The organism is Acinetobacter sp. ANC 3813 (assembly GCF_002135435.1).
Lineage (GTDB): Bacteria > Pseudomonadota > Gammaproteobacteria > Pseudomonadales > Moraxellaceae > Acinetobacter.
Map to the genome: position 1 here is coordinate 139,246 of NZ_NEGK01000005.1, position 19,416 is coordinate 158,661.

Here is a 19,416-nt window from a genome sequence, read left to right on the forward strand (position 1 = left end):
AAACATTATTGAAAAACGCAGTTTATTGCAGCCTTATTCACTGAATTTTCAAGCCTCTTTCAGTACGATCTACCTGTTTTATCTCCCGCTAAAAACCGCTAATATGTGTCCTCAGCAAAACCAATTTCCATGAGAGCGATATGCGCCAATATTTAGACCTTTTACAGCACATTCTTGATCACGGCGGCGACAAAGGCGACCGTACCGGCACAGGAACTCGTTCTGTATTTGGCCATCAAATGCGCTTTGACCTTTCTAAAGGCTTCCCTCTATTAACCACCAAAAAAGTGCATTTCCGTTCGATTGTGATTGAACTGCTGTGGTTTTTAAAAGGCGATACCAATGTGCAATATTTGCAGGACAATAAAGTCAGCATTTGGGATGAATGGTCAACTGCAGAGCAAACTGCGCGTTTTGGCCGTCCAGAAGGCGAACTTGGCCCTGTATACGGCCATCAATGGCGTAATTTCGGCGCAACTAAAAAAGCTGATGGCACCTACAATCAAGACGGTTTTGACCAAATTGCATGGCTCATCAATGAAATTAAAACCAATCCAAATTCACGCCGCCTGATCGTTTCTGGCTGGAATCCAAATGAAGCAGGCAATGTCGCTTTGCCGCCTTGCCATACTTTGTTCCAGTTTTTTGTACAAAACGGCAAGCTGTCTTGCCAGCTGTATCAGCGCAGCGCAGATGTGTTCTTAGGCGTACCGTTCAATATTGCCAGCTATGCTCTGCTCACACATATGATTGCGCAGGTCTGCAGCCTGGGCGTAGGTGATTTTGTCTGGACGGGCGGCGATACCCATTTGTACGCCAACCATTTTGAACAGACGCAGCTGCAGCTTAGCCGCGAGCCAATGGCGCTGTGCCAATTAAAACTCAATCCAGCTGTGAATGACCTATTCGACTTTAAATTTGAAGATATCGAAATCGTCGGTTATGAATCACATCCTGGCATTAAAGCGCCCGTGGCAGTTTAATTTTCAGATTCAACCCTGAAAACTCAAATCCCGCTTTGCGAAAAGCGGGATTTTGCATTTTAATAGGTACACTTTTTATTGGGTTTTGAGTAAGTGATATGGCGTTTCAAAATTTAGAAGTCGTTCATGTGGTTGCAATGGATCAGCAGCGCTGCATCGGTAAAGGCAATGATCTGCCATGGCATATTTCTGCAGACCTTAAACACTTTAAAGAAATCACCCAAGGCGGTGTAGTGGTGATGGGCCGCAAAACGTTGGAGTCTATGGGCCGTATTTTACCCAAACGTGTCAATTGGGTGATTACCCGCGATGCCAGCTGGAGCTATGAAGGCGCGAAAATCGCCCACAGCATTGAAGATGCCTTGAACCAAGCGGCAGCAGATGTTCTGGCTTCAGAAAAGCCCAACAGTATTTTTATTATCGGCGGCGGTGAAATTTTCAAACAAACCATCGATATTGCCGACCGTTTAGAACTGACCCATGTCGAACTGGATGTGCAGGGCGATGCCCATTATCCTGCAATTCCTGAACACTTTAAAAAAGTTCAAGCAGCGCAGCATATTGACGACAAAACTGGGATTGCTTTTGAGTTCGCAACCTATCAAAAATAATGCTGAGAACAGCGTCATAAGCAATAATTAAATAAAGACAGAATCATGCAGAAAGACCGTACACGAGCATTTTTAAAAACATGGGGAATCCGCGCGCTGCATTCCCTGTTCAGCGTATTTGTCATTCTGTCTTCGCTTTGGTTCTGCATGGCGCTTTGGATTCAAGAGCCTGTCAACTGGCTCTGGAGCCGCATCCTCATTGGCACATGGCTGGCTTTTGCCCTGAGTATTTTAGGCATTTATATCAGCCAGCATTTTTTCAGCCGAAAAAAAGACATCATCATTTATATTTTAGGTTTTGCCTGCAGCCTGTTTTGGTATTTTGGGCTGGAAGCCAGACAAGACCGCCAATGGGCGCCTGAAGTCTCCAAAATACTGCATTATGAACAGCGCGGCGATCTCGTCACCCTGCACAATATCCGCAATTTTGACTGGCATGCCGACGGCAGCTACACAGAGCGCTGGGAAACCCGTCAATTTGATCTCAGCAAAATTACTGGGGTCAATATCATTACCTCCTATTGGATGGGACCTAAAATTGCCCATACACTGGTCAGCTTTGATTTTGCAGACCGCCAGCCGCTGACCTTTTCGATTGAAATCCGCAAAGAAAAAAATGAAGATTTTTCTGCGATTGGCGGTTTCTTCCGTAAATATGAACTCAGCTTAGTCGCGGCCGATGAAAAAGATATTGTCTATACCCGCAGCAATATACGCGGAGAGCAGGTTTACTTTTTCCCAGTCAATATGCCGCAGTTTGAGCGTAAAGCGCTGTTTGAAGAGTATTTGCATAAAGCCGATCATCTGGCTGCGCATCCTAAATGGTACAACACCCTGACCAGTAACTGCACAACGCTGGTTTTTGACATGGTGCAGGCGGTTTCACCGCAGCAGCTGCCAATGGATTACCGCCTATTCGCATCAGGCTATTTGCCAAATTACCTGTATGATTTACATGCTGTTTCGCATCAGTGGGATATGAGGACATGGTATCAGCGCGCGCATATCAACCCGCGTGTCAGCGGCTACAAACAGATCAGCAGTGCTGACTATTCAAAGCTGGCGCGCAAAGGCCTTCCTAGGGATGCGCACTGAACTTTTCTAAATAAAAATAAAGATACAATTTCGGCTGGAGCTTTCTCTAAATATTTGTTTATATACAACTATGTTTATTAAAGAACAAGAGAACACAACGATGTCAAAAAAAATAGTTTTGGCTGCCGCCCTTGCTTCAGCAGCGCTATTCAGCGGATGTGAAAGCGCTCAAACCACACAAAAAACCGCGAACAATCTGCAGCTGCTGCAAAATAAAACTTGGATTGCGACACAAATCGGCAATACAGAAATTAAAACATCCCCATCAAGCCACAGCGTTCCAAGTATTCGTTTTGATGGAGCAACGCAGCATGTTTCAGGTTCAGATGGCTGCAACCGCCTAGCAGGCGCCTATGCAGCTGGCACAGACAGCCTTCAGCTGAGCCAATTGGTCAGCACACGCATGGCCTGTTTAGATACCAACAATACCGATGTGAAATTTAATGAAGCACTGTCTAAGGTGAGCCGTTACCAAACTTTTGGCAAAACTCTCAAGCTGCTGGATAACCACGGCAATCTGCTGATCCAGTTTGAAAGTGCCGTACAGCCGCGCTAGCCCCATCTAAAAGCCTGCTTCGAAGCAGGCTTTTTTGGCATTCCAGCATTGCAGCTGAAAAAAATGCCCCGATATCTTTCTCATCAATAAACCATAGGAAAAAATTATGCAGCATGCATTATTCGGCGGCGGCTGTTTCTGGTGCACAGAAGCCGTTTTCCTGCAGTTAAAAGGCGTCAGCACTGTAACCAGCGGCTATGCAGGAGGACATGTTCAGCAGCCCACCTATGAACAGATCTGCAATGGCGATACGCAGCATGCCGAAGTTATTTTAGTTCAGTATGATGATGCACAGATCAGCTTCGAGCAGCTGCTGGATGTATTCTTCGCAACCCATGACCCCACTACATTAAACCGTCAGGGCAATGATGTCGGAACGCAATACCGCTCTGTTATTTATTATCTGAATGAAGAGCAGCATCAGCAAGCTGAGCATGCCATTCAGGCATTGAAAGCTGAAGGTCTGAATATTGTCACTGAGCTGAGTCCTGCGCCAATTTTCTACCCTGCCGAAGACTATCATCAGAACTTTTTTGCCCGCAATCCATCACAAGGCTACTGCAATTTTGCTATTCCGCCTAAGCTGATGAAACTGCGCAGCAAATTTCAGGACTTGATGAAAGCTGAATAAAGCACAAAATCCAAGGCATAAAAAAAGTGGCTTTTAAGCCACTTTTTTTTATTTGCAGAATCTATTAATTGTCTGTTGCAAAGGCAATATCGCTGAGTCCGGCTTCGCTCGCACGAGACATGACCTGCGCTACAGTATCATAGCGTGATTCTTTATCTGCTTTTAAAACCACTGTCGGCTGACGCGGCGCTTTTCCAGCTTCGGCAAAGCGCTTCTCCAGCTCTTCCAGTGTAATCACTTGGTCATCCCAGGCAACTTCACCATTGGCATTGATGCTGACCTGCACCTTTTGCGGCGGCAAATCAACAATATCGGCAGTGGTTTTAGGCAAGGTTAATGGAATTGATGGGTTGGCAACGGTCGCTGTCACCAAAAAGATGATCATCAATACCAGCATAATATCGATGAGCGGAATGAGGTTCATCTCATTCATGCCCGAATCGTTATCTTCACCCAATTGAAAAGCCATTAAGCTTGACCTCCAACTAAACCTTGCTGAGCAGTCTGCACTTCAGCCTTTTTTGCTGAATCCTGCTGCAGCATGGTGTCAATCAATAAGCCATGCGCCTGATCTTGAAGTTCGTGCGCAAGGCCGCGGTTGAAACGCATACAAATGTTGTATGCCAATACTGCTGGAATCGCGACCGCTAAGCCTAAACCCGTCATGATCAGCGCTTCACCCACAGGAGTCGCAACTTGCGCAAGGCCAGCCTGACCGCTTTTGCCTACTGCCACAAGCGCATGGAAAATACCCCATACTGTGCCGAATAAACCCACAAATGGCGCTAAAGATGCAATCGTACCTAAAACAGATACACCTTTCTCTGCACTTGCCTTTTCAGCAGAAATTTGGCGCAGTAAAGCTTGTTCTGCAACCGCTTTACGCTGATCAAAGTTTAAAGGCGCAAATTTAGCTTTCAATGCATTCAATGCATCTGACAAGCGCTGATAAGCCACTTGCTTCAATTGACGCGTGCCCATAATGCGTAAAGCAAAGATCGTCCACGTCGCAATCGACATTGCCAGCAGAACAAAATACAACGTTTTGCTGACTGCATCGGCATGCTGCCAATAAATTGAAAAGTTCATATACGAACTCCTAATGGGTTAGCCGGTTATTTAAGCTGAAAATCGAATGGCTGTTCAACTTTTGTTGGATAAGCCACGCCATTTTCTACATATTTTGTCAGCTTAGCGCGTTTAACAGCAGCCGTCACTTTGCGGTCTACTGCTGCGCCGCAGCTGGAATTTTTTGCAATAGCTGAAACCACTTGACCATTTTCATCCGCAGAAATCGACACATTTAATGAACATGAAGATTTCAGCTCACCTGCTGAGAAACGGATGTTTGGCGCTTTCAGCCATGATACGCCGCCGCCGATAGAGACGTTTTTAGGCGCTGGATCGGCTTTTGGCTGCGGTTCTGCTTTTGGCTGCGGTTCTGCTTTCTGTACCGGCGTTTCCGGTACTGGACGCTTGGTTTCAGAAATGGTTGCAGAAACCACAGGTGTTGGTGTTTCTGTCGGTTTTTCAACTGCTCTTGGTTTTTCCGCTTTTTTCACCTGCTCTACTTTTTCTACTTTTTTTGGCGGCGGCAGCGGTTTATCTACAATTTTAACTTCTTTCGGCTTTGGCGGCTCTTTCTTTGGCTCAGGCGGTTTTGGCTTTGGCGGAAGCGGTTTCGGCGCTTCTTCCAATTTTACAAAGCGGACTTGAATCGGATCTTTTTCTACAGGTTTGAGTTCAGGTGTTTTCATCTGGCCCACTGCCCACAATACCCCCATGTGTCCAATCGCAACCGCGGCTAAAGCCATGATTACTTTCTTTTTCATTGGATTTGGAGTTGGCATCATTGGAGCAGAAGATTGACTCATTAAAATCAGTTACCTTAAAAGCAATTGCGCCGCGGCTAAATTCAGATTTGCAATCAAGCTCATCGATTAACGCAATAAAGTGGCATAATGATAAATGAGAAGTGTTTTCATTTGCAACTATTAATTTGGCTATTTTAATGGCTTTTTTAAATGCTAATTTCAGAAATAAAAAAGGCATACTCTTAGTATGCCTTTTTCTATTGCGTATTCAAAATCTTATTGGAATACGACAGTTTTATTGCCATCAACAATAATACGGTCTTCCAAATGCCATTTTACAGCGCGCGCCAATACATTGCGCTCTACATCTTGTCCTAAGTCACGCAATTGCTCAACTGTAAAGTCATGACTCACACGCTCTACATCCTGTTCAATGATTGGGCCTTGGTCTAAATCTGCAGTCACATAATGCGCTGTTGCGCCAATCAGCTTCACGCCTTTTTCATGCGCTTGCTTATATGGGTTTGCACCAACAAATGCCGGCAAGAATGAATGGTGAATGTTGATGATCTTCATTTCCCATTTCTGTACAAATTCTTCGTCAAGAATCTGCATGTAGCGCGCCAGCACCAGCAGGTCGTTGCCTTGCATCAATTCATCAATTTTTGCATACGCTTCGCGTTTGTTTTCTTTGTTGACCGGCACCACTTCAAATGGAATCCCAAAGTTTTCAACCGCTTCGCGCAAAGTATCATGGTTAGACACCACTTTGGTAATTTCACATGCCAAACCGCCGCGCGCATGGCGCCATAACAGTTCAAGCAAGGCGTGATCCACTTTAGACACTAAAATACCGACTTTTTTCACATCGCTGACCAAAGCCAAACGCCAGTGCATGCCATAGCGGGCTGCCACATTGTTTTCAAAAGTCTGCAATAAGTTATCTTTGCGGCTTTGCAGGCTATCCAGCTCAAATTCAACACGCATGAAATAGCGTCCGCCTTGAGCTTCAGTCGCGTATTGATCAAGTGCGGTAATATTTGCTCCATGATGATACAAAAAGCTCGATACAGCTTGCACAATACCCGGCTTATCTTCGCAGGTAATGAGCAAGCGTGCAGTATTTGCAGTCGACATATTCATTTTGGTGTGTATCGCTAAATTCATAAATTAAAAAATAAGCCGAACATTCTAACGCGTTTTCCAGCCAGACTAAATAGCCGATGGAAAACAATCATTTTCAGCCTCAGCTCAAACCATTTTCAGGCACTGCCCTTTATAGATCTGACCATCTATTAATGCACGATTCTATAAAAATACCGCCAAATCTGGCGGTATCATGCAGGAGTGCCTCTGACTGAAGTGTATTCGATGAATACTCAGTCATTTTCCTCATTATCTGCTTTATGCGAAGACAAACTGGCAAACAATTCTGACTCACCCATTGTTTCAAGCAAGCTTTCATAAGTTTGACGGCTTTCTCCGCGCAGATAAGCGCCTTCCAAGAACACCATTTGACGCAGCGCTTGCCATACCCACTTTTCTTCCAAGGTATTCGAGTCGGTAATATGCCCCGACATATACAGGAAGTTAGTCCAGTTGGTCAGCACAATCCACAGGTTAATCACCAAAGCTTCAATTTCCGAATTGGTCATTTCCATCAAGCCCGCTTCAACAAAGGCTCTATAGATTTTTTGCCCCTGCTGCATGACCTGACCGGCAAAGCGCGGATACATCTTGCGGAAATCAATATTGTTTTCAACCAGATGATAAACATCACGGTGCAGAAAGCGGTACGCCCACAGCTGGCTGCTCAGCACCTGAAAATAACGGATTTTATCATTGGCATCCAGCTTGCGGTCATCCGGCAAGGCCAGCATCTCTAAAGTTTCCTTTTGATACTGCTCCATCAGCTCCTTGATGATTTCGCTCTTATTGCGAAAATGATAATACAGGTTCCCAGGGCTCATCCCCAATTCGGCTGCAATATGATTGGTCGTAACGGAACGCTCTCCACGCTCATTAAACAGCTGCAGGCTGAGCTGCAGAATACGTTCTTTCGTTTTCAGCGTCTTAGTTTGGGACATCCTAAAATAACCATAAATTCAATGCATTAAATAACTAACACATAAAGTAACTTGACTAATTAGAGTATTTACTCTAAAAATTATTTAATCGCTCATTCAAATAATGGCAGCACGGTATGAATAGTCAAACAAAAACAACATCGATGACACCACATTCTTTTGAAATCCAGCACTTGACTCAAGTATTGGAACAGCAAAAACACGCCTATTTGCGCTACCCTTTGCCAACGGCAAAAGAGCGCATTGACCGTTTAGCGCGACTTAAGCGTATCTTAGTTAAGTATCAAGATCAATTTGCAGAAGCAATTAATCAAGATTACGGCAACCGTTCGATCAGCGAAACTAAAATTGGCGAACTGCTGACCTGTCTGGAACACATTAAATATTACAGCAAGAATTTAACGGCGTGGATGAAACCGTCTAAGCGCCATGTCGGCATTATCCACCAGCCAGCAAAAGCATGGGTGCAATACCAGCCGCTTGGTGTCGTCGGCATTATTGCACCATGGAACTACCCTTTATTACTGTCTATTGGCCCCCTAATTTGCGCATTGGCGGCGGGCAATCACGCCATGATTAAAATTTCCAGCTCTTCTGCGGCGTTTGGCGCAGTGCTGGAAAAAGCCTTGGCCGAAGCATTTCCGCAAGAATTGGTTGCCGTGATTAATGGCGGCGGCCCAATTTCAGATGCCTTCAGCCATCTGCCTTTTGACAAAATGATTTTCACTGGCTCCACCAATGTCGGTAAAACTGTTATGGCAGCAGCGTCTGAAAATTTAGTGCCGGTTATTTTGGAACTGGGCGGCAAATCTCCCGTTCTGGTGCATCCATCTATTGATCTGCAGGATGCGGCCGAACGCCTTGCTGTCGGAAAATTGTGGAATGCAGGCCAAACCTGTGTCGCGCCTGACTATTTATTCCTGCCGCGCGGCAAATCTGCTGAATTCATTGACCGTTTTAAAGCCTGTGCAGAAAACATGTACCCGCATTTGGCCCAAAACCAAGACTATACGTCGATTATTAATGATAAACAGTACAGCCGTCTGCAAGGCTATTTAGAGGATGCACGTGAGCAAGGCGCGCAGATCATCGAAATCAATCCTAAGAATGAAGATGTTGCAGCTGTGCGTAAAATTGCGCCAACACTGCTGACAGGCATCCGTCCTGACATGCAGATTATGCAGAATGAAATTTTCGGGCCAGTCCTTCCGATTATGGAATATGATCAAATAGACGATGTAATTGAGTTTATTAATAGCCGTCCGCGTCCACTTGCATTATACTACTTCGACTTTGATCAGGCGCGTGCAGATTATGTCGCACAGCGTACCCATTCAGGGCATTTTGGACAAAATACTGTACTCACTCATGTTGCACAGGATGATCTGCCATTTGGCGGTGTCGGCGCATCTGGGATGGGGAAATATCATGGTCCCGAAGGTTTCTTCAGTTTGTCGCATGAACGTTCAGTGATGTCGAATCCAAAGCTATACAGCTTGAAATTCATTCTTCCGCCGTTCAATAAGCCGATTCACAAACTGATTTCGAAGACTCTTCTTCGATAAATGATCAAGTCATGAGCATTCACACCAGTGGATGCTTTGTTTTATATTAAATCGCTTGTCTTTTAAGCGTATTTTTGGTATAAAACGCCCCTTGAATGAATTCATCCGTTTATTTTGACTGGCCATACAGATTTGCTGTTGGCTAAATCAATGGAGTTACACCATGTCTAAGGTTTGCCAAGTTACCGGCAAGCGTCCAGTCGTTGGTAACAACGTCTCACACGCCAACAACAAAACTAAGCGCCGGTTCGAGCCGAACCTGCACCACCACCGTTTCTGGTTAGAAAGCGAAAAACGTTTTGTACGTCTTCGTCTAACTACAAAAGGTATGCGTATTATCGACAAATTGGGCATCGAAAAGGTTGTTGCTGACCTACGTGCTCAAGGTCAAAAGATCTAAGGAGTCTGAACCATGCGTGATAAAATTCGCCTAGTTTCTACTGCTGGTACAGGTTATTTCTATACCACAACTAAGAACAAACGTACTATGCCGGAAAAAATGGAAATCAAAAAATTTGATCCAAAAATCCGTCAACACGTAATCTTCAAAGAAGCTAAAATCAAATAATTTTAGCTTTTTGAAAAAAACGGCCTATTCAGGCCGTTTTTTTTTGCATTTTTTTTGCTCTGCTTGGTACACTTTCTGAGTCTTTTGGCGCATTTTGTGCTTATTTTTATTACCCTTAACCTAGGCTTAAGGAGTTTTTTGTGCCCCATGATGTAGAACTCATAATATTGCTTGCTGTAGGCTTTGGATTAGCCTTAATTTTTGGCTATGTCGCAGCCCGCTTACGTCTTCCTCCCCTCATTGGCTATTTAGTTGCCGGCATTATTATCAGCCCGAATACCCCTGGCGTCGTTGCTGATATTCACCTTGCCAATCAGCTGGCAGAGCTTGGCGTCATGTTTTTGATGTTCGGCGTCGGCATGCATTTCTCTCTGAATGATTTAATGCAAGTCCGCCGCATTGCCTTGCCGGGCGCCATCCTGCAAATTGCCGTAGCCACACTGCTCGGCATGGGCGTATCCATGATGTGGGGCTGGAGTCTGGGTTCTGCATTGGTTTTTGGCCTGAGTTTATCCTGCGCCAGCACCGTCGTGCTGCTCAAAGCCTTAGGCGACAGAGGCCTGCTTAACTCTGTCAACGGTAAAATTGCTGTAGGCTGGCTGCTGGTCGAAGACCTGGTCATGGTCTTAGCTTTAGTTCTTTTGCCGGCAACTGCCGTGCTGATGGGCGGCCAAGCGCTGGAAGGCGCAGACAGCAATGAAAATATATGGCTGACACTGGGTACAACCTTACTGAAAGTAGCCGGATTTATTGCCTTCATGCTGATTATCGGCAAGCGCCTTGTGCCGATGATTATGCAGATTGTGGCGCGCCTGGGTTCGCGTGAACTCTTTACTTTAACAGTCGTTGCTGCAGCCGTTTCTATTGCTTTTGGCGCTTACAAAATCTTTGGCGTCTCCATGGCTTTAGGGGCATTCTTTGCCGGCATGGTGGTGAAAGAGTCAGACTTCAGTCACCGAGCAGAAGAAGAGACTCTGCCTTTACGTGAAATTTTCGCCATTCTATTCTTTGTGTCTGTCGGCATGCTGTTTGACCCGCGCATTATCATTGAACAGCCGCTGCATGTTTTGGCTGTCGTTGCCATTATCATGATTGGTAAAACGATTGCAGCCATGGCGCTGGTGCTGTTCTTCCGCTACCCAATCAATACCGCGCTGACTGTAGGCGCAAGCTTGGCGCAAATTGGTGAATTCTCCTTTATTTTGGCCGCACTGGGCGTTTCTCTGAAACTGCTGTCGATTGAAGGGCAAAACTTGATTTTGGCAGGTGCCTTAATTTCTATCACTCTCAATACCTTTATTTTTGCGGCAGTCGAACCGATTCAAAAATGGATTCGTGAGCGCTCGAATTTGGCGCGTTTGCTGGAGCGAAGCGGTGACCCATTAGCCATGCTGCCAGATGAGGTCTCACAGGATTACCTGCGTGATCAGGTGGTGATTATTGGACACGGTGAGGTTGGCCGGCGTATTACACGCAGCCTGATGGATGAAGATATTAAAGTCGTCATCGCAGAAGAAAACCGCGAGATTGTTGAAACCTTGCGTGAAAAAGGCATTGCGGCAGTCAGCGGTATAGCAACTGAGCCTGGCGTATTGATTCAGGCGCACATTCAGCATGCGCGGCTGCTGGTGGTCTCGCCTATGGATATTTTAGATATCCATAAGATTGTTGATATTGCCAAAACACTGAACCCTAAAATTCAAGTATTGGTTTGTGCAGAAAGCAAAGAAGAAGCGGAAGTGATCCGCAGAGATAATATTGGCGAAGTCTATTATGCGAAAGAAGAAATGGCTAAAAACATGAGCAATCATATTTTAAACCAAATCCAAATTGCACATCATGAAGCGCCGACACACTAATCTTCATCTTGTTCAGACTATAAAAAACGCGCTATTCAGCGCGTTTTTTTATTTAATGCCTTAACTCACAAACTGCGGTTTCTCATCCACCACTTCCGCTTGCCATTCATTGACCTGCTTTTCCAGCAGGCTGAACAAGGCGGCCTGAATCATCTGCTGCGCAACCACAGGCATTTCATCCCCTAATAAAGCTCTCACTTCTTCATTAAACTGAATGGTGACCAAGGGTGCTTTTTCAGACCCAGCATTACGCAATGCCAATTCACCGCCTTCCAGCTGAACCAGCTCTAAAATGGCTTCCTGATTTCCGAATAATTCTTTCAATTGCTCTATAGACATAGTTCCTCCATGCACAACATGGTGGCAAAGGCACAGGCGCTTTGCATTGCTTAGATATTATATATCGGGACTCATCAATACAATTTCAAGCACCGCATATCAGCTTAAAATTCGACCATCTCATTACGAAAGCCATCGATCAGCTGAGTTAAGTCACGGTGCCACTCTCGCAAAATTTTGGTATCCGGCAGCCATGCTTGCGGTGTTTGTGTCACTTTAATAATTAAATTCGAAGATGTTTCATCTTCTGGCTCAGGTGTAGTCGGTTCAGGCGCATACTGGCACATGCGGTAAGCGCGCTTCAATTCTGCAATAAAGCCCTGCTTCGCCAGCTGCTGCATCACAGAAATTTCTGGTGAAACCTGACCTTTAGCCGCCATATTTTCTTCAACAGACTTTAGAGTCGGCGCCAAATCATTTAAGCGGTAGTAACGCACCAGCTCCTGTAAAAAAGCCAAAACTGCGCCATGCAAATGAAATACTGCCGATTCACGCAGCCCCTGCGCTTGCTGAACATGATCAACCTGCTCAGCCTGCTGGCAAGCAAGGCGGGCAAAATATAGTTTTTGATTGGTGCGGTCAGCATGGAAACGGGCGACACGGGACATTCTGAATTTCCTAAATTTTGGCTTTTCGTACAGGATCAAGCTTAAACTTAATTTTGCCTAAATCACAATAAATATTATGGATGATCGATTTCAATTAAATAGATTTTGCGTTTGGCTGGCGCAGCAAGCGGCGGGTCAATGCGGCGCACATTGTCCAGCACCCACGCAAAATAGCCTTCTGCCCAATAGCTCGCGCATGCCGCTTCAAATTCGTCTTGCCGCCACGGATGCACTGAGACAATATCGACAATTGCAACAGCCTGCCCTTGCTGTTCATCGCCATCATCATTTAAATAATGCTGATTTTCTACAATGACCACGTTGTGTAGCGGCAGCTGTTTGGCATCCATGAACGCACTTCCAAGCTTTTCACGCCTTGCGCAATGCGTGTCCCGCTTGGCGCCACAATCGACAGCGCCTGAAATTCAGTTTTCATAGTGATTATTCTGCTTTGCCATTTTTAAATAACCCTATTTATAAAACTAAATTTCAGCCTATCTGCTTTAGACATAAAAAAGGAGCAATCATTGCTCCTTTTTTTGCGGCGTTAAGCTTTAGGCTTATCTTCAGCCGATTTGACACGGATACCCATGCCTTTCACTTTGAGCGTATTTAAGCCTTTAATCGCTTTAATCGCTTCACGTCCATTTGGCATATCAACAAAGCCAAAACCTTTCGACTTGCCGGTTTCCTTATCCATGACAACTACAGCAGATTCAACTTTGCCAAATGGCTTGAACAATTCAGCCAATTCAGCATCTGTAATCGAACGCTCTAAGTTACGTACTAAAATATTCATTTATGTTTCCAAATAGGCTGCGTCATCAAAAAGCATTTGCCTATTTTTGCTTTTTGAACTTGCGTGAAACATCACGTCAAAGAACTATTTTAATCGAGATCGATGCCAAAATCTAAATTAATCGACTTACGCTCAATTAATGCCGTTTTTACCGTCTGTTCCCGCTGTTTATAATGGGTTTCTGAGGTGCATAAGCTTCGGGTCAAATCATTCAGAAAGTAACTCTGCACATCGCGCCCCTGCTCATCCACAGTATCGCGCGCCCACATATTGAGATTCTGTTTGGTTAAAATCAATTCATTTTTCGCGCGGGTCAAGGCCACATACAATACACGGCGCTCTTCTTCCACATCGTCAAAATTGCCCTGCGCCCGCGCATGCGGGTACTGCCCCGCGGAGACATTCGCGACATAGCAGACTTTCTGCTCCGTACCTTTGGCAGAGTGAATCGTAATCAGCGTGACTACATCATCGTCAGACTGGCGTTCAATTTCGGAAATCGACACTGGATCGAGCACATACTCTTCCAAAAACTCACTGAGCTGGCCATGCTTTGACGCCAGCTGTTTGACCAGATCAAAATCACCCTGACGGCGGTTCCAGTCTTTTTTGTAATTTTCCGACAATTGCTCTTCAATCGCTTGAATCGCAAGGCTGACGCACTCTTTGACTTCGTGGCGGATCACCATCATCTGTTTCATCATCAGAATAGCCTGATCAGGCACTTTGCCGAATTTTTCCAGCTTCTGCGCAATCGCTTCCATTTCCGGTTCCTGCAGCAGCTGATGCGACAGTTTGCTGGCGCCGACATCACCCACGCCATTCCACAGCGTTAAGAAGCGCATCCACGCAATATCATCCATTGGGTTGGCGATGACACGCAGCAGGCTGAGCAAGTCTTTCACATGCGCTGTTTCCAACAGTTTCATGCCGCCAATAAAGCGGTATGGCACATTGCCGGCTATGCAGGCAGCCTCGATGTGGCGCGCGGCAAAACTGGAGCGCACCAGCACCATATGCTCATTCCACTTGGCGCCTTCTAAGTAATGGCGCTCTTTGATATCCACCGCGATCCATTTGGCTTCATCAAATTCATTTGGAAAGATATGCATTTTCGGCTTGATGCCGTCGCCGCGGTAAGCTTCTAAACGCTTATCATATTTGATTGGGCTTTGATCCAGCAGCCAGTTCGACAGGTCTAAAATTTCCTGCGTTGAACGGTAATTTTTTTCCAGTTTAAAGATCTGCGCATTCGGCACACGCTCTTTAAAATGATGGATATTTTCAAAATCCGCGCCGCGGAAACCGTAAATCGACTGAGCGTCATCGCCTACGCAAAATAGATTTACTTTATCTTTTAAAGGCTCGAGCAACGCCCACTGCAAAGGATTGGTATCCTGCATTTCATCCACCAGCATGTGCTGGCAAATTGAAGACACATAATCGACTAAGCCTTCGGACTGCGCCAAAGCCGATGCCACCACCGCCAAAATATCGTCATAGTCTAAGAAACTGCGCTCCTGCTTGCGCTTCTCATATTCTTTCATGATCTCGGCAATTTCATCTTTCATATCCAAAAATTCAGGCAGCTGTTTTTCTAAAGCTAGGCTGAGTTTTTGACGGGTATTGCGCGCAAAAGAATACAGATCGCAGAGTTCTTTGGGTTTCGGCAATTGATTGGGATTTTTTTTGTCGTCTTTGCCGCGGATCAGGCGGAACAGCATCATCTGATCATCACGGTCAATAATCGAAAACTGGTCCAACCCGAAAGCATTTGGAATGCGGCGCAGCAAATACATGCAGAAAGTATGGAACGTCGAAGCACGCAGGCCTTTGGCCTGATCGCCTAAAGCCAATTCCACCCGCGCCACAATTTCGCTGGCAGCACGGCGGGTAAAGGTTAAAATTTGGATTTGATTGGCCGGCACGCCTTGATCAATAAGATAAGCTGCTCGCGCCACAATGGTTTTGGTTTTGCCGCAGCCCGCGCCGGCCAAGACCAGACTGTGCTGGGTTTCTGTAATGGCGGCTTGTCGTTGTTGAGGGTTTAATTCATCAATCAGGCTGGCTAAACTCATGGTGTCTCATCGCGCTAGGGAGATGGCTAGTTTAACAGAGCTGGCCACAGAAAACTTGATGAACAAAGCGCAGCTGATATCGCAGTAAAGGAACAGCAGCTGTACAGAAGTGGCTGAATTTCATTTTGCATAAGCCGATTCGACAGACAGATGTCATAGCTCAATAGGTTTATGCTTATTTTAAAAATAAGCATAAAATATTATTGATACACCCTGATGGTTTTAGTGTCTATAACTTCATACCTCAGCCCCAATCGCTGAGTGGTAACATCAAGATAAGTTAAAAAACTTTGATCTCTTAAATTGATGGGAAAACTCATTTTTTTATCCACGTTTTGATCAATTATGACCTTAATGCCTTTTTCATGCTGAATGAGATATGCGGCCGTTTGAATTGAATTATCATTAAATCGAAAAGAAATTTTATTTCCTTGTTTTAATCTGTCTTTGACTTCATGAGTGACGTCCGCATGAGCAAAGCCAAAACTTTGCATAGCGAACATCGCCGCTAAAAAGATTATTTTTTTCAAATTTGATTTCCATCCCTTATTACTTCAATCGTTCTGCTATATTTTCACAAGCCTTCTGCAAATTTCTTTCAGCATTGTCCAAAGCATCCTGCAAAGGACAGTTTGGCGGGTTAATCCCAATGATCTGGTCAAAGCCTAAATTGTATAGTTCATCAAAACCCTCACCCAGCAATCCTGCAAAAGCAATCACAGGCTTATTCAACCGTTTTGCCAGCTGAGCCACGCCAAAAGGCGTTTTGCCGAATTGGGTCTGAAAATCAATTTTGCCTTCGCCCGTCAGTATATAATCCGCCTGTGCAATTTTCTCCGCCAGCTGTGTCTGTTCAATAATCAGATCCACACCAGATTGAATGGATGCGCCTGCGAATGCCATGAGGCCAAAACCCAAACCGCCCGCCGCGCCTGCTCCTGCCATATGCTGATATGAAGCATCGATTTCTGTTTCAACGACATCTGCAAAATGACTCAGGTTCTGATCTAAAACTTTCACCATCTCTGCATCTGCGCCTTTTTGCGGCCCAAACACATAAGACGCGCCCTTTGGCCCGCAGAGCGGGTTATTCACATCACTGGCAATAATGATCTCTGTCTGCTTTAAACGCGCATCTAAGCCGCTTAAATCCACGCTCTGGATCTGATTCAAGCTGCCTCCGCAAGCCTGTACTGAATTACCCTGTTCATCGAGAAACTTTGCGCCTAGCGCCTCTGCCAGACCTGCACCGCCGTCATTGGTCACGCTGCCACCCAAACCCAGTATGATTTTAGCTACACCTCGCTCCAGCGCCTGCATGATCATTTCACCTGTGCCAAAAGTTGAAGTCAGCAAGGGATTACGCTGTTCAGGGCGCAGCAAATGAATGCCATTGGCTTGAGCCATTTCAATCACGGCTGTTTTGCCGCCGTCAATCAACCCGAAATAAGTCTTGATCCGCTGCTGCGGCAAAGGCCCTGTCACCTCACATTCCACCCGCTGTCCAGCCAAGGCTGCAATGAGCGCATCCACTGTACCCTCACCGCCATCCGCCATCGGCGCATGAATGCACCGTGCATTGGGTAAAACACGCAAAATACCGCGCTGCATCGCCATACAGGCTTGAACGGCTGTCATGCTTTCTTTAAATGAATCCGGCGCTAAAACAAATGTTTTCATGATGTATTTTTTTCATTGATTCTTGCCAGTTAAGCATGCTTGAGCACAATTTTCCTTTAGACTTATATCAAATTTAGTTTCAGAAGAATGCTCATGTCTCGAATTAATCTTGGTCAATCTGCCCCAGAACTCTACAAAAAAGTAGCCGAACTGGATGCGCTGGCCATGCAAAAAGTACTGGAAGCTCGGCTGAGTGAAGGATTCGCACACCTCTTGAAACTGCGCGCCTCACAAATTAATCAATGCGCATTCTGCATCCGCCTGCATACTCAAGATGCGCTGAAAACTGGTGAAACAGCTGAACGGATTGCCCTGCTCAGCGCATGGCGTGAAACAGAATATTATGATCAGGCAGAACGCGCTGCTTTAAGCTTGATGGAAGCCATTACTTTAATCTCTGCAGATCAAGTGCCTGATGCCATCTATGAAGATGCGCTGCCGTTTTTGACCGATGCGCAAATCAGCGCGGTGGAATGGCTGGCGATTGTAATTAACGCATGGAACCGAATTGCCATCAGCAGCCACTACAGCGTAAAGCCTTAAGCTCAAAACATAAAAGCTAAAGAACATTAATGCTGAATATTAAAGCAGTAAAAAGCCGAAACAAATGCTTCGGCTTTTTATCATTTTGGGTTTTTAAACATTCGCAGAACTTGGCGGTACTTCTTTTTTAATATAAGACGCAAAGGTCAAATAATTAATGCCTTGGAACAGGATATCCACTGCTAAGAATAAGCCCAGCACCCAAAACGGTGCATCGGGTGATTTTAAAATAATGATGCCTGTTGCTAAGGTCAGCAGGCCTGAAAAGAATGTCCAGCCCCAGCCCTGCAGCGCACGGAATAGAATTGCATTAAAAATGCGGATCACGCCAGCAATGATTAAAACAATGGCCAGCAGATTGGTTAGCACAATCGCGGTTTTTACCGGCGTGGTAAATGCATAATACCCAGCCGCCAAATACAGCAGACCAAACAGCGCCCATAGCCAGCGGAATCTGCCATCAAAAATTTTAAACGCCGCCACAAAATGTAAAATACCGCCCAGCATCATCAGCACGCCAAAAATAAACACAACCGATAGTGTGGCAAAAGGCAGCGAAGCTAATAAAACGATCCCGAAAATTGTCAGCAGGATACCCAAGCCGATATACCATTTTCGGTTCTGATGCAGCTGAGTGCGCACTAAATCATTTCCTACAGTTTTCATACTTATTCTCAAGTCTTATATAGGGATAACTTAGTTTTAACACGTTCCTGCACACAGCAAAAGTGCCAAACTTATTAACATAGGCTGGCTCATTTGTGGATAAGTTTTAAGTTATCCCCATCTTTAAGGTTTCAGCCAGCCAATCTCTTTTGCTGTTTGCGCGCCAACTAAAGTTTGCTCCAAGTTATCCGGCATTTTACTTTTACTTTCTGACTCAGGAATATGACCCGCCATCAGTTCTGCTTTGGCTTGTGGAAATAATGGCTTTTGATCTGGATACGCATAGCCCATTGGATAAATTGGTACGCCTGTAGCCAAATCATACTTATCGCTTGCGCCAAAGGCATGCAGGGTTTCATGCGTGAGCACAATTTTATTTTGCGCCGCCTGTTTTTTCGATGCAAAGAGATTGACCGACCCAATCCGTCCATTTTCCAGCGCTGTAGAATGCTTCAACTCACGGGTTTTATCTGGGTCATAATAGTTTAAAAATAAGGTCAGGCTTGGCGCGCCATCAATCTTTTCATGCTGCTGCCATGCGTAATAGCGGAACTTTAAACTCCACACAATGACATCCCAAAGCTGAGCTTGATCTGGCACTTTTGGCGGCAAGGTCTTCAGCTCACGACCGACATTAAAATAAATAGAAACTGGCTGGCTGCGGTACAGCTGCGCCGATTGCTGCAAGTATTGCTGTACGCCATCTAAATCCCTTACTGTCAGGCTTTGAATGTAGTGCGCTGTCGTTGCCAAACCATCCGCATTGATCGGATGCAGCAGCACAAAAACTGGCTTATTCCAATCCTGATTTTTATCTTTCCATGCGTTTACAGCCACGATCAACAACACCAGCAGCAGACATGCAACCCTAATTTTTTTCCACATATTTTCTCTATCTGAATGCGTTTTTTGGGAATATTTAAAAAGATATTAA

General features: G+C 45.3%; 24 protein-coding genes and 1 pseudogene. 10 read left to right on the forward strand and 15 right to left on the reverse strand.

All coding sequences use genetic code 11. The features are described from left to right. The first annotated feature begins 140 nt into the window (after nucleotides 1-140). From thyA to msrA, 5 genes are all read left to right on the forward strand, one after another. Nucleotides 141-983, forward strand: coding sequence for a thymidylate synthase (thyA, locus tag B9T34_RS09380; protein ID WP_086212899.1), 843 nt, complete (start codon nucleotides 141-143; stop codon nucleotides 981-983). Between the two features lie 98 nt (nucleotides 984-1,081). Beyond that, entirely contained in the window at nucleotides 1,082-1,594 is a 513-nt protein-coding gene (locus B9T34_RS09385; RefSeq protein ID WP_086212900.1) for a dihydrofolate reductase, read from the forward strand. A 45-nt stretch (nucleotides 1,595-1,639) separates the two neighbouring features. After that, nucleotides 1,640-2,689 carry a DUF4105 domain-containing protein gene (locus B9T34_RS09390; protein WP_086212901.1) on the forward strand — a complete coding sequence of 350 codons (1,050 nt, stop codon included), beginning with the start codon at nucleotides 1,640-1,642 and terminating at the stop codon, nucleotides 2,687-2,689. A 100-nt stretch (nucleotides 2,690-2,789) separates the two neighbouring features. Then, entirely contained in the window at nucleotides 2,790-3,245 is a 456-nt protein-coding gene (locus B9T34_RS09395) for an META domain-containing protein (protein ID WP_086213000.1), read from the forward strand. Between the two features lie 106 nt (nucleotides 3,246-3,351). Then, entirely contained in the window at nucleotides 3,352-3,876 is a 525-nt protein-coding gene (gene msrA / locus B9T34_RS09400) for a peptide-methionine (S)-S-oxide reductase MsrA (RefSeq protein WP_086212902.1), read from the forward strand. Between the two features lie 64 nt (nucleotides 3,877-3,940). Here the strand turns inward: msrA and B9T34_RS09405 are convergent, their stop codons facing one another. From B9T34_RS09405 to B9T34_RS09425, 6 genes are all read right to left on the reverse strand, one after another. Then, nucleotides 3,941-4,345, reverse strand: a complete 405-nt coding sequence (locus B9T34_RS09405) for an ExbD/TolR family protein (RefSeq protein ID WP_086212903.1) — start codon at nucleotides 4,343-4,345, stop codon at nucleotides 3,941-3,943. Next, nucleotides 4,345-4,965: a MotA/TolQ/ExbB proton channel family protein gene (locus B9T34_RS09410; RefSeq protein WP_086212904.1), complete on the reverse strand. Its 621-nt coding sequence runs from the start codon at nucleotides 4,963-4,965 to the stop codon at nucleotides 4,345-4,347. Before B9T34_RS09410 ends, B9T34_RS09405 begins: the two co-directional genes overlap by 1 nt. A 26-nt stretch (nucleotides 4,966-4,991) precedes the next feature. After that, entirely contained in the window at nucleotides 4,992-5,690 is a 699-nt protein-coding gene (locus B9T34_RS09415; RefSeq protein ID WP_228147433.1) for an energy transducer TonB, read from the reverse strand. Further along, nucleotides 5,620-5,928, reverse strand: a complete 309-nt coding sequence (locus B9T34_RS19025; protein WP_228147434.1) for a hypothetical protein — start codon at nucleotides 5,926-5,928, stop codon at nucleotides 5,620-5,622. Before B9T34_RS19025 ends, B9T34_RS09415 begins: the two co-directional genes overlap by 71 nt. Before the next feature lie 38 nt (nucleotides 5,929-5,966). Continuing rightward, the gene (gene purU / locus B9T34_RS09420) at nucleotides 5,967-6,833 is read right to left on the reverse strand and encodes a formyltetrahydrofolate deformylase (RefSeq protein WP_086213001.1); all 867 of its coding nucleotides are present in this window, start codon (nucleotides 6,831-6,833) and stop codon (nucleotides 5,967-5,969) included. A 236-nt stretch (nucleotides 6,834-7,069) separates the two neighbouring features. After that, nucleotides 7,070-7,777, reverse strand: coding sequence for a TetR/AcrR family transcriptional regulator (locus B9T34_RS09425; protein ID WP_086212906.1), 708 nt, complete (start codon nucleotides 7,775-7,777; stop codon nucleotides 7,070-7,072). 116 nt (nucleotides 7,778-7,893) lie between these two features. Here B9T34_RS09425 and B9T34_RS09430 point away from each other — a divergent pair, with 116 nt between their 5' ends. From B9T34_RS09430 to B9T34_RS09445, 4 genes are all read left to right on the forward strand, one after another. Then, nucleotides 7,894-9,342: a coniferyl aldehyde dehydrogenase gene (locus tag B9T34_RS09430; protein ID WP_086212907.1), complete on the forward strand. Its 1,449-nt coding sequence runs from the start codon at nucleotides 7,894-7,896 to the stop codon at nucleotides 9,340-9,342. Between the two features lie 163 nt (nucleotides 9,343-9,505). After that, entirely contained in the window at nucleotides 9,506-9,742 is a 237-nt protein-coding gene (gene rpmB / locus B9T34_RS09435) for a 50S ribosomal protein L28 (RefSeq protein ID WP_000048256.1), read from the forward strand. A 12-nt stretch (nucleotides 9,743-9,754) separates the two neighbouring features. Continuing rightward, nucleotides 9,755-9,910: a 50S ribosomal protein L33 gene (gene rpmG, locus B9T34_RS09440; protein ID WP_003654787.1), complete on the forward strand. Its 156-nt coding sequence runs from the start codon at nucleotides 9,755-9,757 to the stop codon at nucleotides 9,908-9,910. A 140-nt stretch (nucleotides 9,911-10,050) separates the two neighbouring features. Then, nucleotides 10,051-11,769 carry a cation:proton antiporter gene (locus B9T34_RS09445; protein ID WP_086212908.1) on the forward strand — a complete coding sequence of 573 codons (1,719 nt, stop codon included), beginning with the start codon at nucleotides 10,051-10,053 and terminating at the stop codon, nucleotides 11,767-11,769. A gap of 60 nt (nucleotides 11,770-11,829) precedes the next feature. Here B9T34_RS09445 and B9T34_RS09450 read toward each other — a convergent pair whose 3' ends face one another. The 7 genes and pseudogenes from B9T34_RS09450 to B9T34_RS09480 all read right to left on the reverse strand — a co-directional run bounded on the left by B9T34_RS09450 (nucleotide 11,830) and on the right by B9T34_RS09480 (nucleotide 17,276). After that, nucleotides 11,830-12,108, reverse strand: a complete 279-nt coding sequence (locus B9T34_RS09450; protein ID WP_086212909.1) for a hypothetical protein — start codon at nucleotides 12,106-12,108, stop codon at nucleotides 11,830-11,832. A 104-nt stretch (nucleotides 12,109-12,212) separates the two neighbouring features. Further along, the gene (locus B9T34_RS09455; protein WP_086212910.1) at nucleotides 12,213-12,716 is read right to left on the reverse strand and encodes a DUF6586 family protein; all 504 of its coding nucleotides are present in this window, start codon (nucleotides 12,714-12,716) and stop codon (nucleotides 12,213-12,215) included. 74 nt (nucleotides 12,717-12,790) lie between these two features. Next, a pseudogene (locus tag B9T34_RS09460) lies at nucleotides 12,791-13,152 on the reverse strand (ASCH domain-containing protein). Between the two features lie 111 nt (nucleotides 13,153-13,263). Continuing rightward, entirely contained in the window at nucleotides 13,264-13,515 is a 252-nt protein-coding gene (locus B9T34_RS09465) for an RNA recognition motif domain-containing protein (RefSeq protein WP_086212911.1), read from the reverse strand. A gap of 89 nt (nucleotides 13,516-13,604) precedes the next feature. Further along, nucleotides 13,605-15,593 (reverse strand): ATP-dependent helicase, encoded by a 1,989-nt coding sequence (locus B9T34_RS09470; RefSeq protein WP_086212912.1) that lies wholly within the window; start codon nucleotides 15,591-15,593, stop codon nucleotides 13,605-13,607. Nucleotides 15,594-15,793: 200 nt separating this feature from the next. After that, nucleotides 15,794-16,123, reverse strand: coding sequence for a hypothetical protein (locus B9T34_RS09475; protein WP_086212913.1), 330 nt, complete (start codon nucleotides 16,121-16,123; stop codon nucleotides 15,794-15,796). Between the two features lie 19 nt (nucleotides 16,124-16,142). Then, the gene (locus tag B9T34_RS09480; protein ID WP_171265176.1) at nucleotides 16,143-17,276 is read right to left on the reverse strand and encodes a glycerate kinase; all 1,134 of its coding nucleotides are present in this window, start codon (nucleotides 17,274-17,276) and stop codon (nucleotides 16,143-16,145) included. 90 nt (nucleotides 17,277-17,366) lie between these two features. Between B9T34_RS09480 and B9T34_RS09485 the strand changes: the two genes are divergently transcribed. Continuing rightward, nucleotides 17,367-17,816, forward strand: coding sequence for a carboxymuconolactone decarboxylase family protein (locus B9T34_RS09485; RefSeq protein WP_086212915.1), 450 nt, complete (start codon nucleotides 17,367-17,369; stop codon nucleotides 17,814-17,816). Between the two features lie 93 nt (nucleotides 17,817-17,909). On the opposite strand, the gene B9T34_RS09490 is transcribed toward B9T34_RS09485, so the two are convergent. Beyond that, nucleotides 17,910-18,482, reverse strand: a complete 573-nt coding sequence (locus B9T34_RS09490; RefSeq protein ID WP_086212916.1) for an HdeD family acid-resistance protein — start codon at nucleotides 18,480-18,482, stop codon at nucleotides 17,910-17,912. Nucleotides 18,483-18,605: 123 nt separating this feature from the next. Further along, the gene (locus tag B9T34_RS09495; protein ID WP_086212917.1) at nucleotides 18,606-19,367 is read right to left on the reverse strand and encodes a hypothetical protein; all 762 of its coding nucleotides are present in this window, start codon (nucleotides 19,365-19,367) and stop codon (nucleotides 18,606-18,608) included. Between the last annotated feature and the right edge of the window lie 49 nt (nucleotides 19,368-19,416).

Bases quoted from the DNA above. Each gene is read 5' to 3' on its own strand.
- thyA (WP_086212899.1), top strand. From the start codon at position 141: ATGCGCCAATATTTAGACCTTTTACAGCACATTCTTGATCACGGCGGC.
- B9T34_RS09385 (WP_086212900.1), top strand. From the start codon at position 1,082: ATGGCGTTTCAAAATTTAGAAGTCGTTCATGTGGTTGCAATGGATCAG.
- B9T34_RS09450 (WP_086212909.1), bottom strand. From the start codon at position 12,108: ATGTCTATAGAGCAATTGAAAGAATTATTCGGAAATCAGGAAGCCATT.
- B9T34_RS09495 (WP_086212917.1), bottom strand. From the start codon at position 19,367: ATGTGGAAAAAAATTAGGGTTGCATGTCTGCTGCTGGTGTTGTTGATC.
- B9T34_RS19025 (WP_228147434.1), bottom strand. From the start codon at position 5,928: ATGCCTTTTTTATTTCTGAAATTAGCATTTAAAAAAGCCATTAAAATA.
- B9T34_RS09485 (WP_086212915.1), top strand. From the start codon at position 17,367: ATGTCTCGAATTAATCTTGGTCAATCTGCCCCAGAACTCTACAAAAAA.
- B9T34_RS09490 (WP_086212916.1), bottom strand. From the start codon at position 18,482: ATGAAAACTGTAGGAAATGATTTAGTGCGCACTCAGCTGCATCAGAAC.
- B9T34_RS09425 (WP_086212906.1), bottom strand. From the start codon at position 7,777: ATGTCCCAAACTAAGACGCTGAAAACGAAAGAACGTATTCTGCAGCTC.
- rpmB (WP_000048256.1), top strand. From the start codon at position 9,506: ATGTCTAAGGTTTGCCAAGTTACCGGCAAGCGTCCAGTCGTTGGTAAC.
- B9T34_RS09395 (WP_086213000.1), top strand. From the start codon at position 2,790: ATGTCAAAAAAAATAGTTTTGGCTGCCGCCCTTGCTTCAGCAGCGCTA.
- B9T34_RS09430 (WP_086212907.1), top strand. From the start codon at position 7,894: ATGAATAGTCAAACAAAAACAACATCGATGACACCACATTCTTTTGAA.
- msrA (WP_086212902.1), top strand. From the start codon at position 3,352: ATGCAGCATGCATTATTCGGCGGCGGCTGTTTCTGGTGCACAGAAGCC.
- B9T34_RS09465 (WP_086212911.1), bottom strand. From the start codon at position 13,515: ATGAATATTTTAGTACGTAACTTAGAGCGTTCGATTACAGATGCTGAA.
- rpmG (WP_003654787.1), top strand. From the start codon at position 9,755: ATGCGTGATAAAATTCGCCTAGTTTCTACTGCTGGTACAGGTTATTTC.
- B9T34_RS09390 (WP_086212901.1), top strand. From the start codon at position 1,640: ATGCAGAAAGACCGTACACGAGCATTTTTAAAAACATGGGGAATCCGC.
- B9T34_RS09410 (WP_086212904.1), bottom strand. From the start codon at position 4,965: ATGAACTTTTCAATTTATTGGCAGCATGCCGATGCAGTCAGCAAAACG.
- purU (WP_086213001.1), bottom strand. From the start codon at position 6,833: ATGAATATGTCGACTGCAAATACTGCACGCTTGCTCATTACCTGCGAA.
- B9T34_RS09455 (WP_086212910.1), bottom strand. From the start codon at position 12,716: ATGTCCCGTGTCGCCCGTTTCCATGCTGACCGCACCAATCAAAAACTA.
- B9T34_RS09405 (WP_086212903.1), bottom strand. From the start codon at position 4,345: ATGGCTTTTCAATTGGGTGAAGATAACGATTCGGGCATGAATGAGATG.
- B9T34_RS09470 (WP_086212912.1), bottom strand. From the start codon at position 15,593: ATGAGTTTAGCCAGCCTGATTGATGAATTAAACCCTCAACAACGACAA.
- B9T34_RS09415 (WP_228147433.1), bottom strand. From the start codon at position 5,690: ATGGCTTTAGCCGCGGTTGCGATTGGACACATGGGGGTATTGTGGGCA.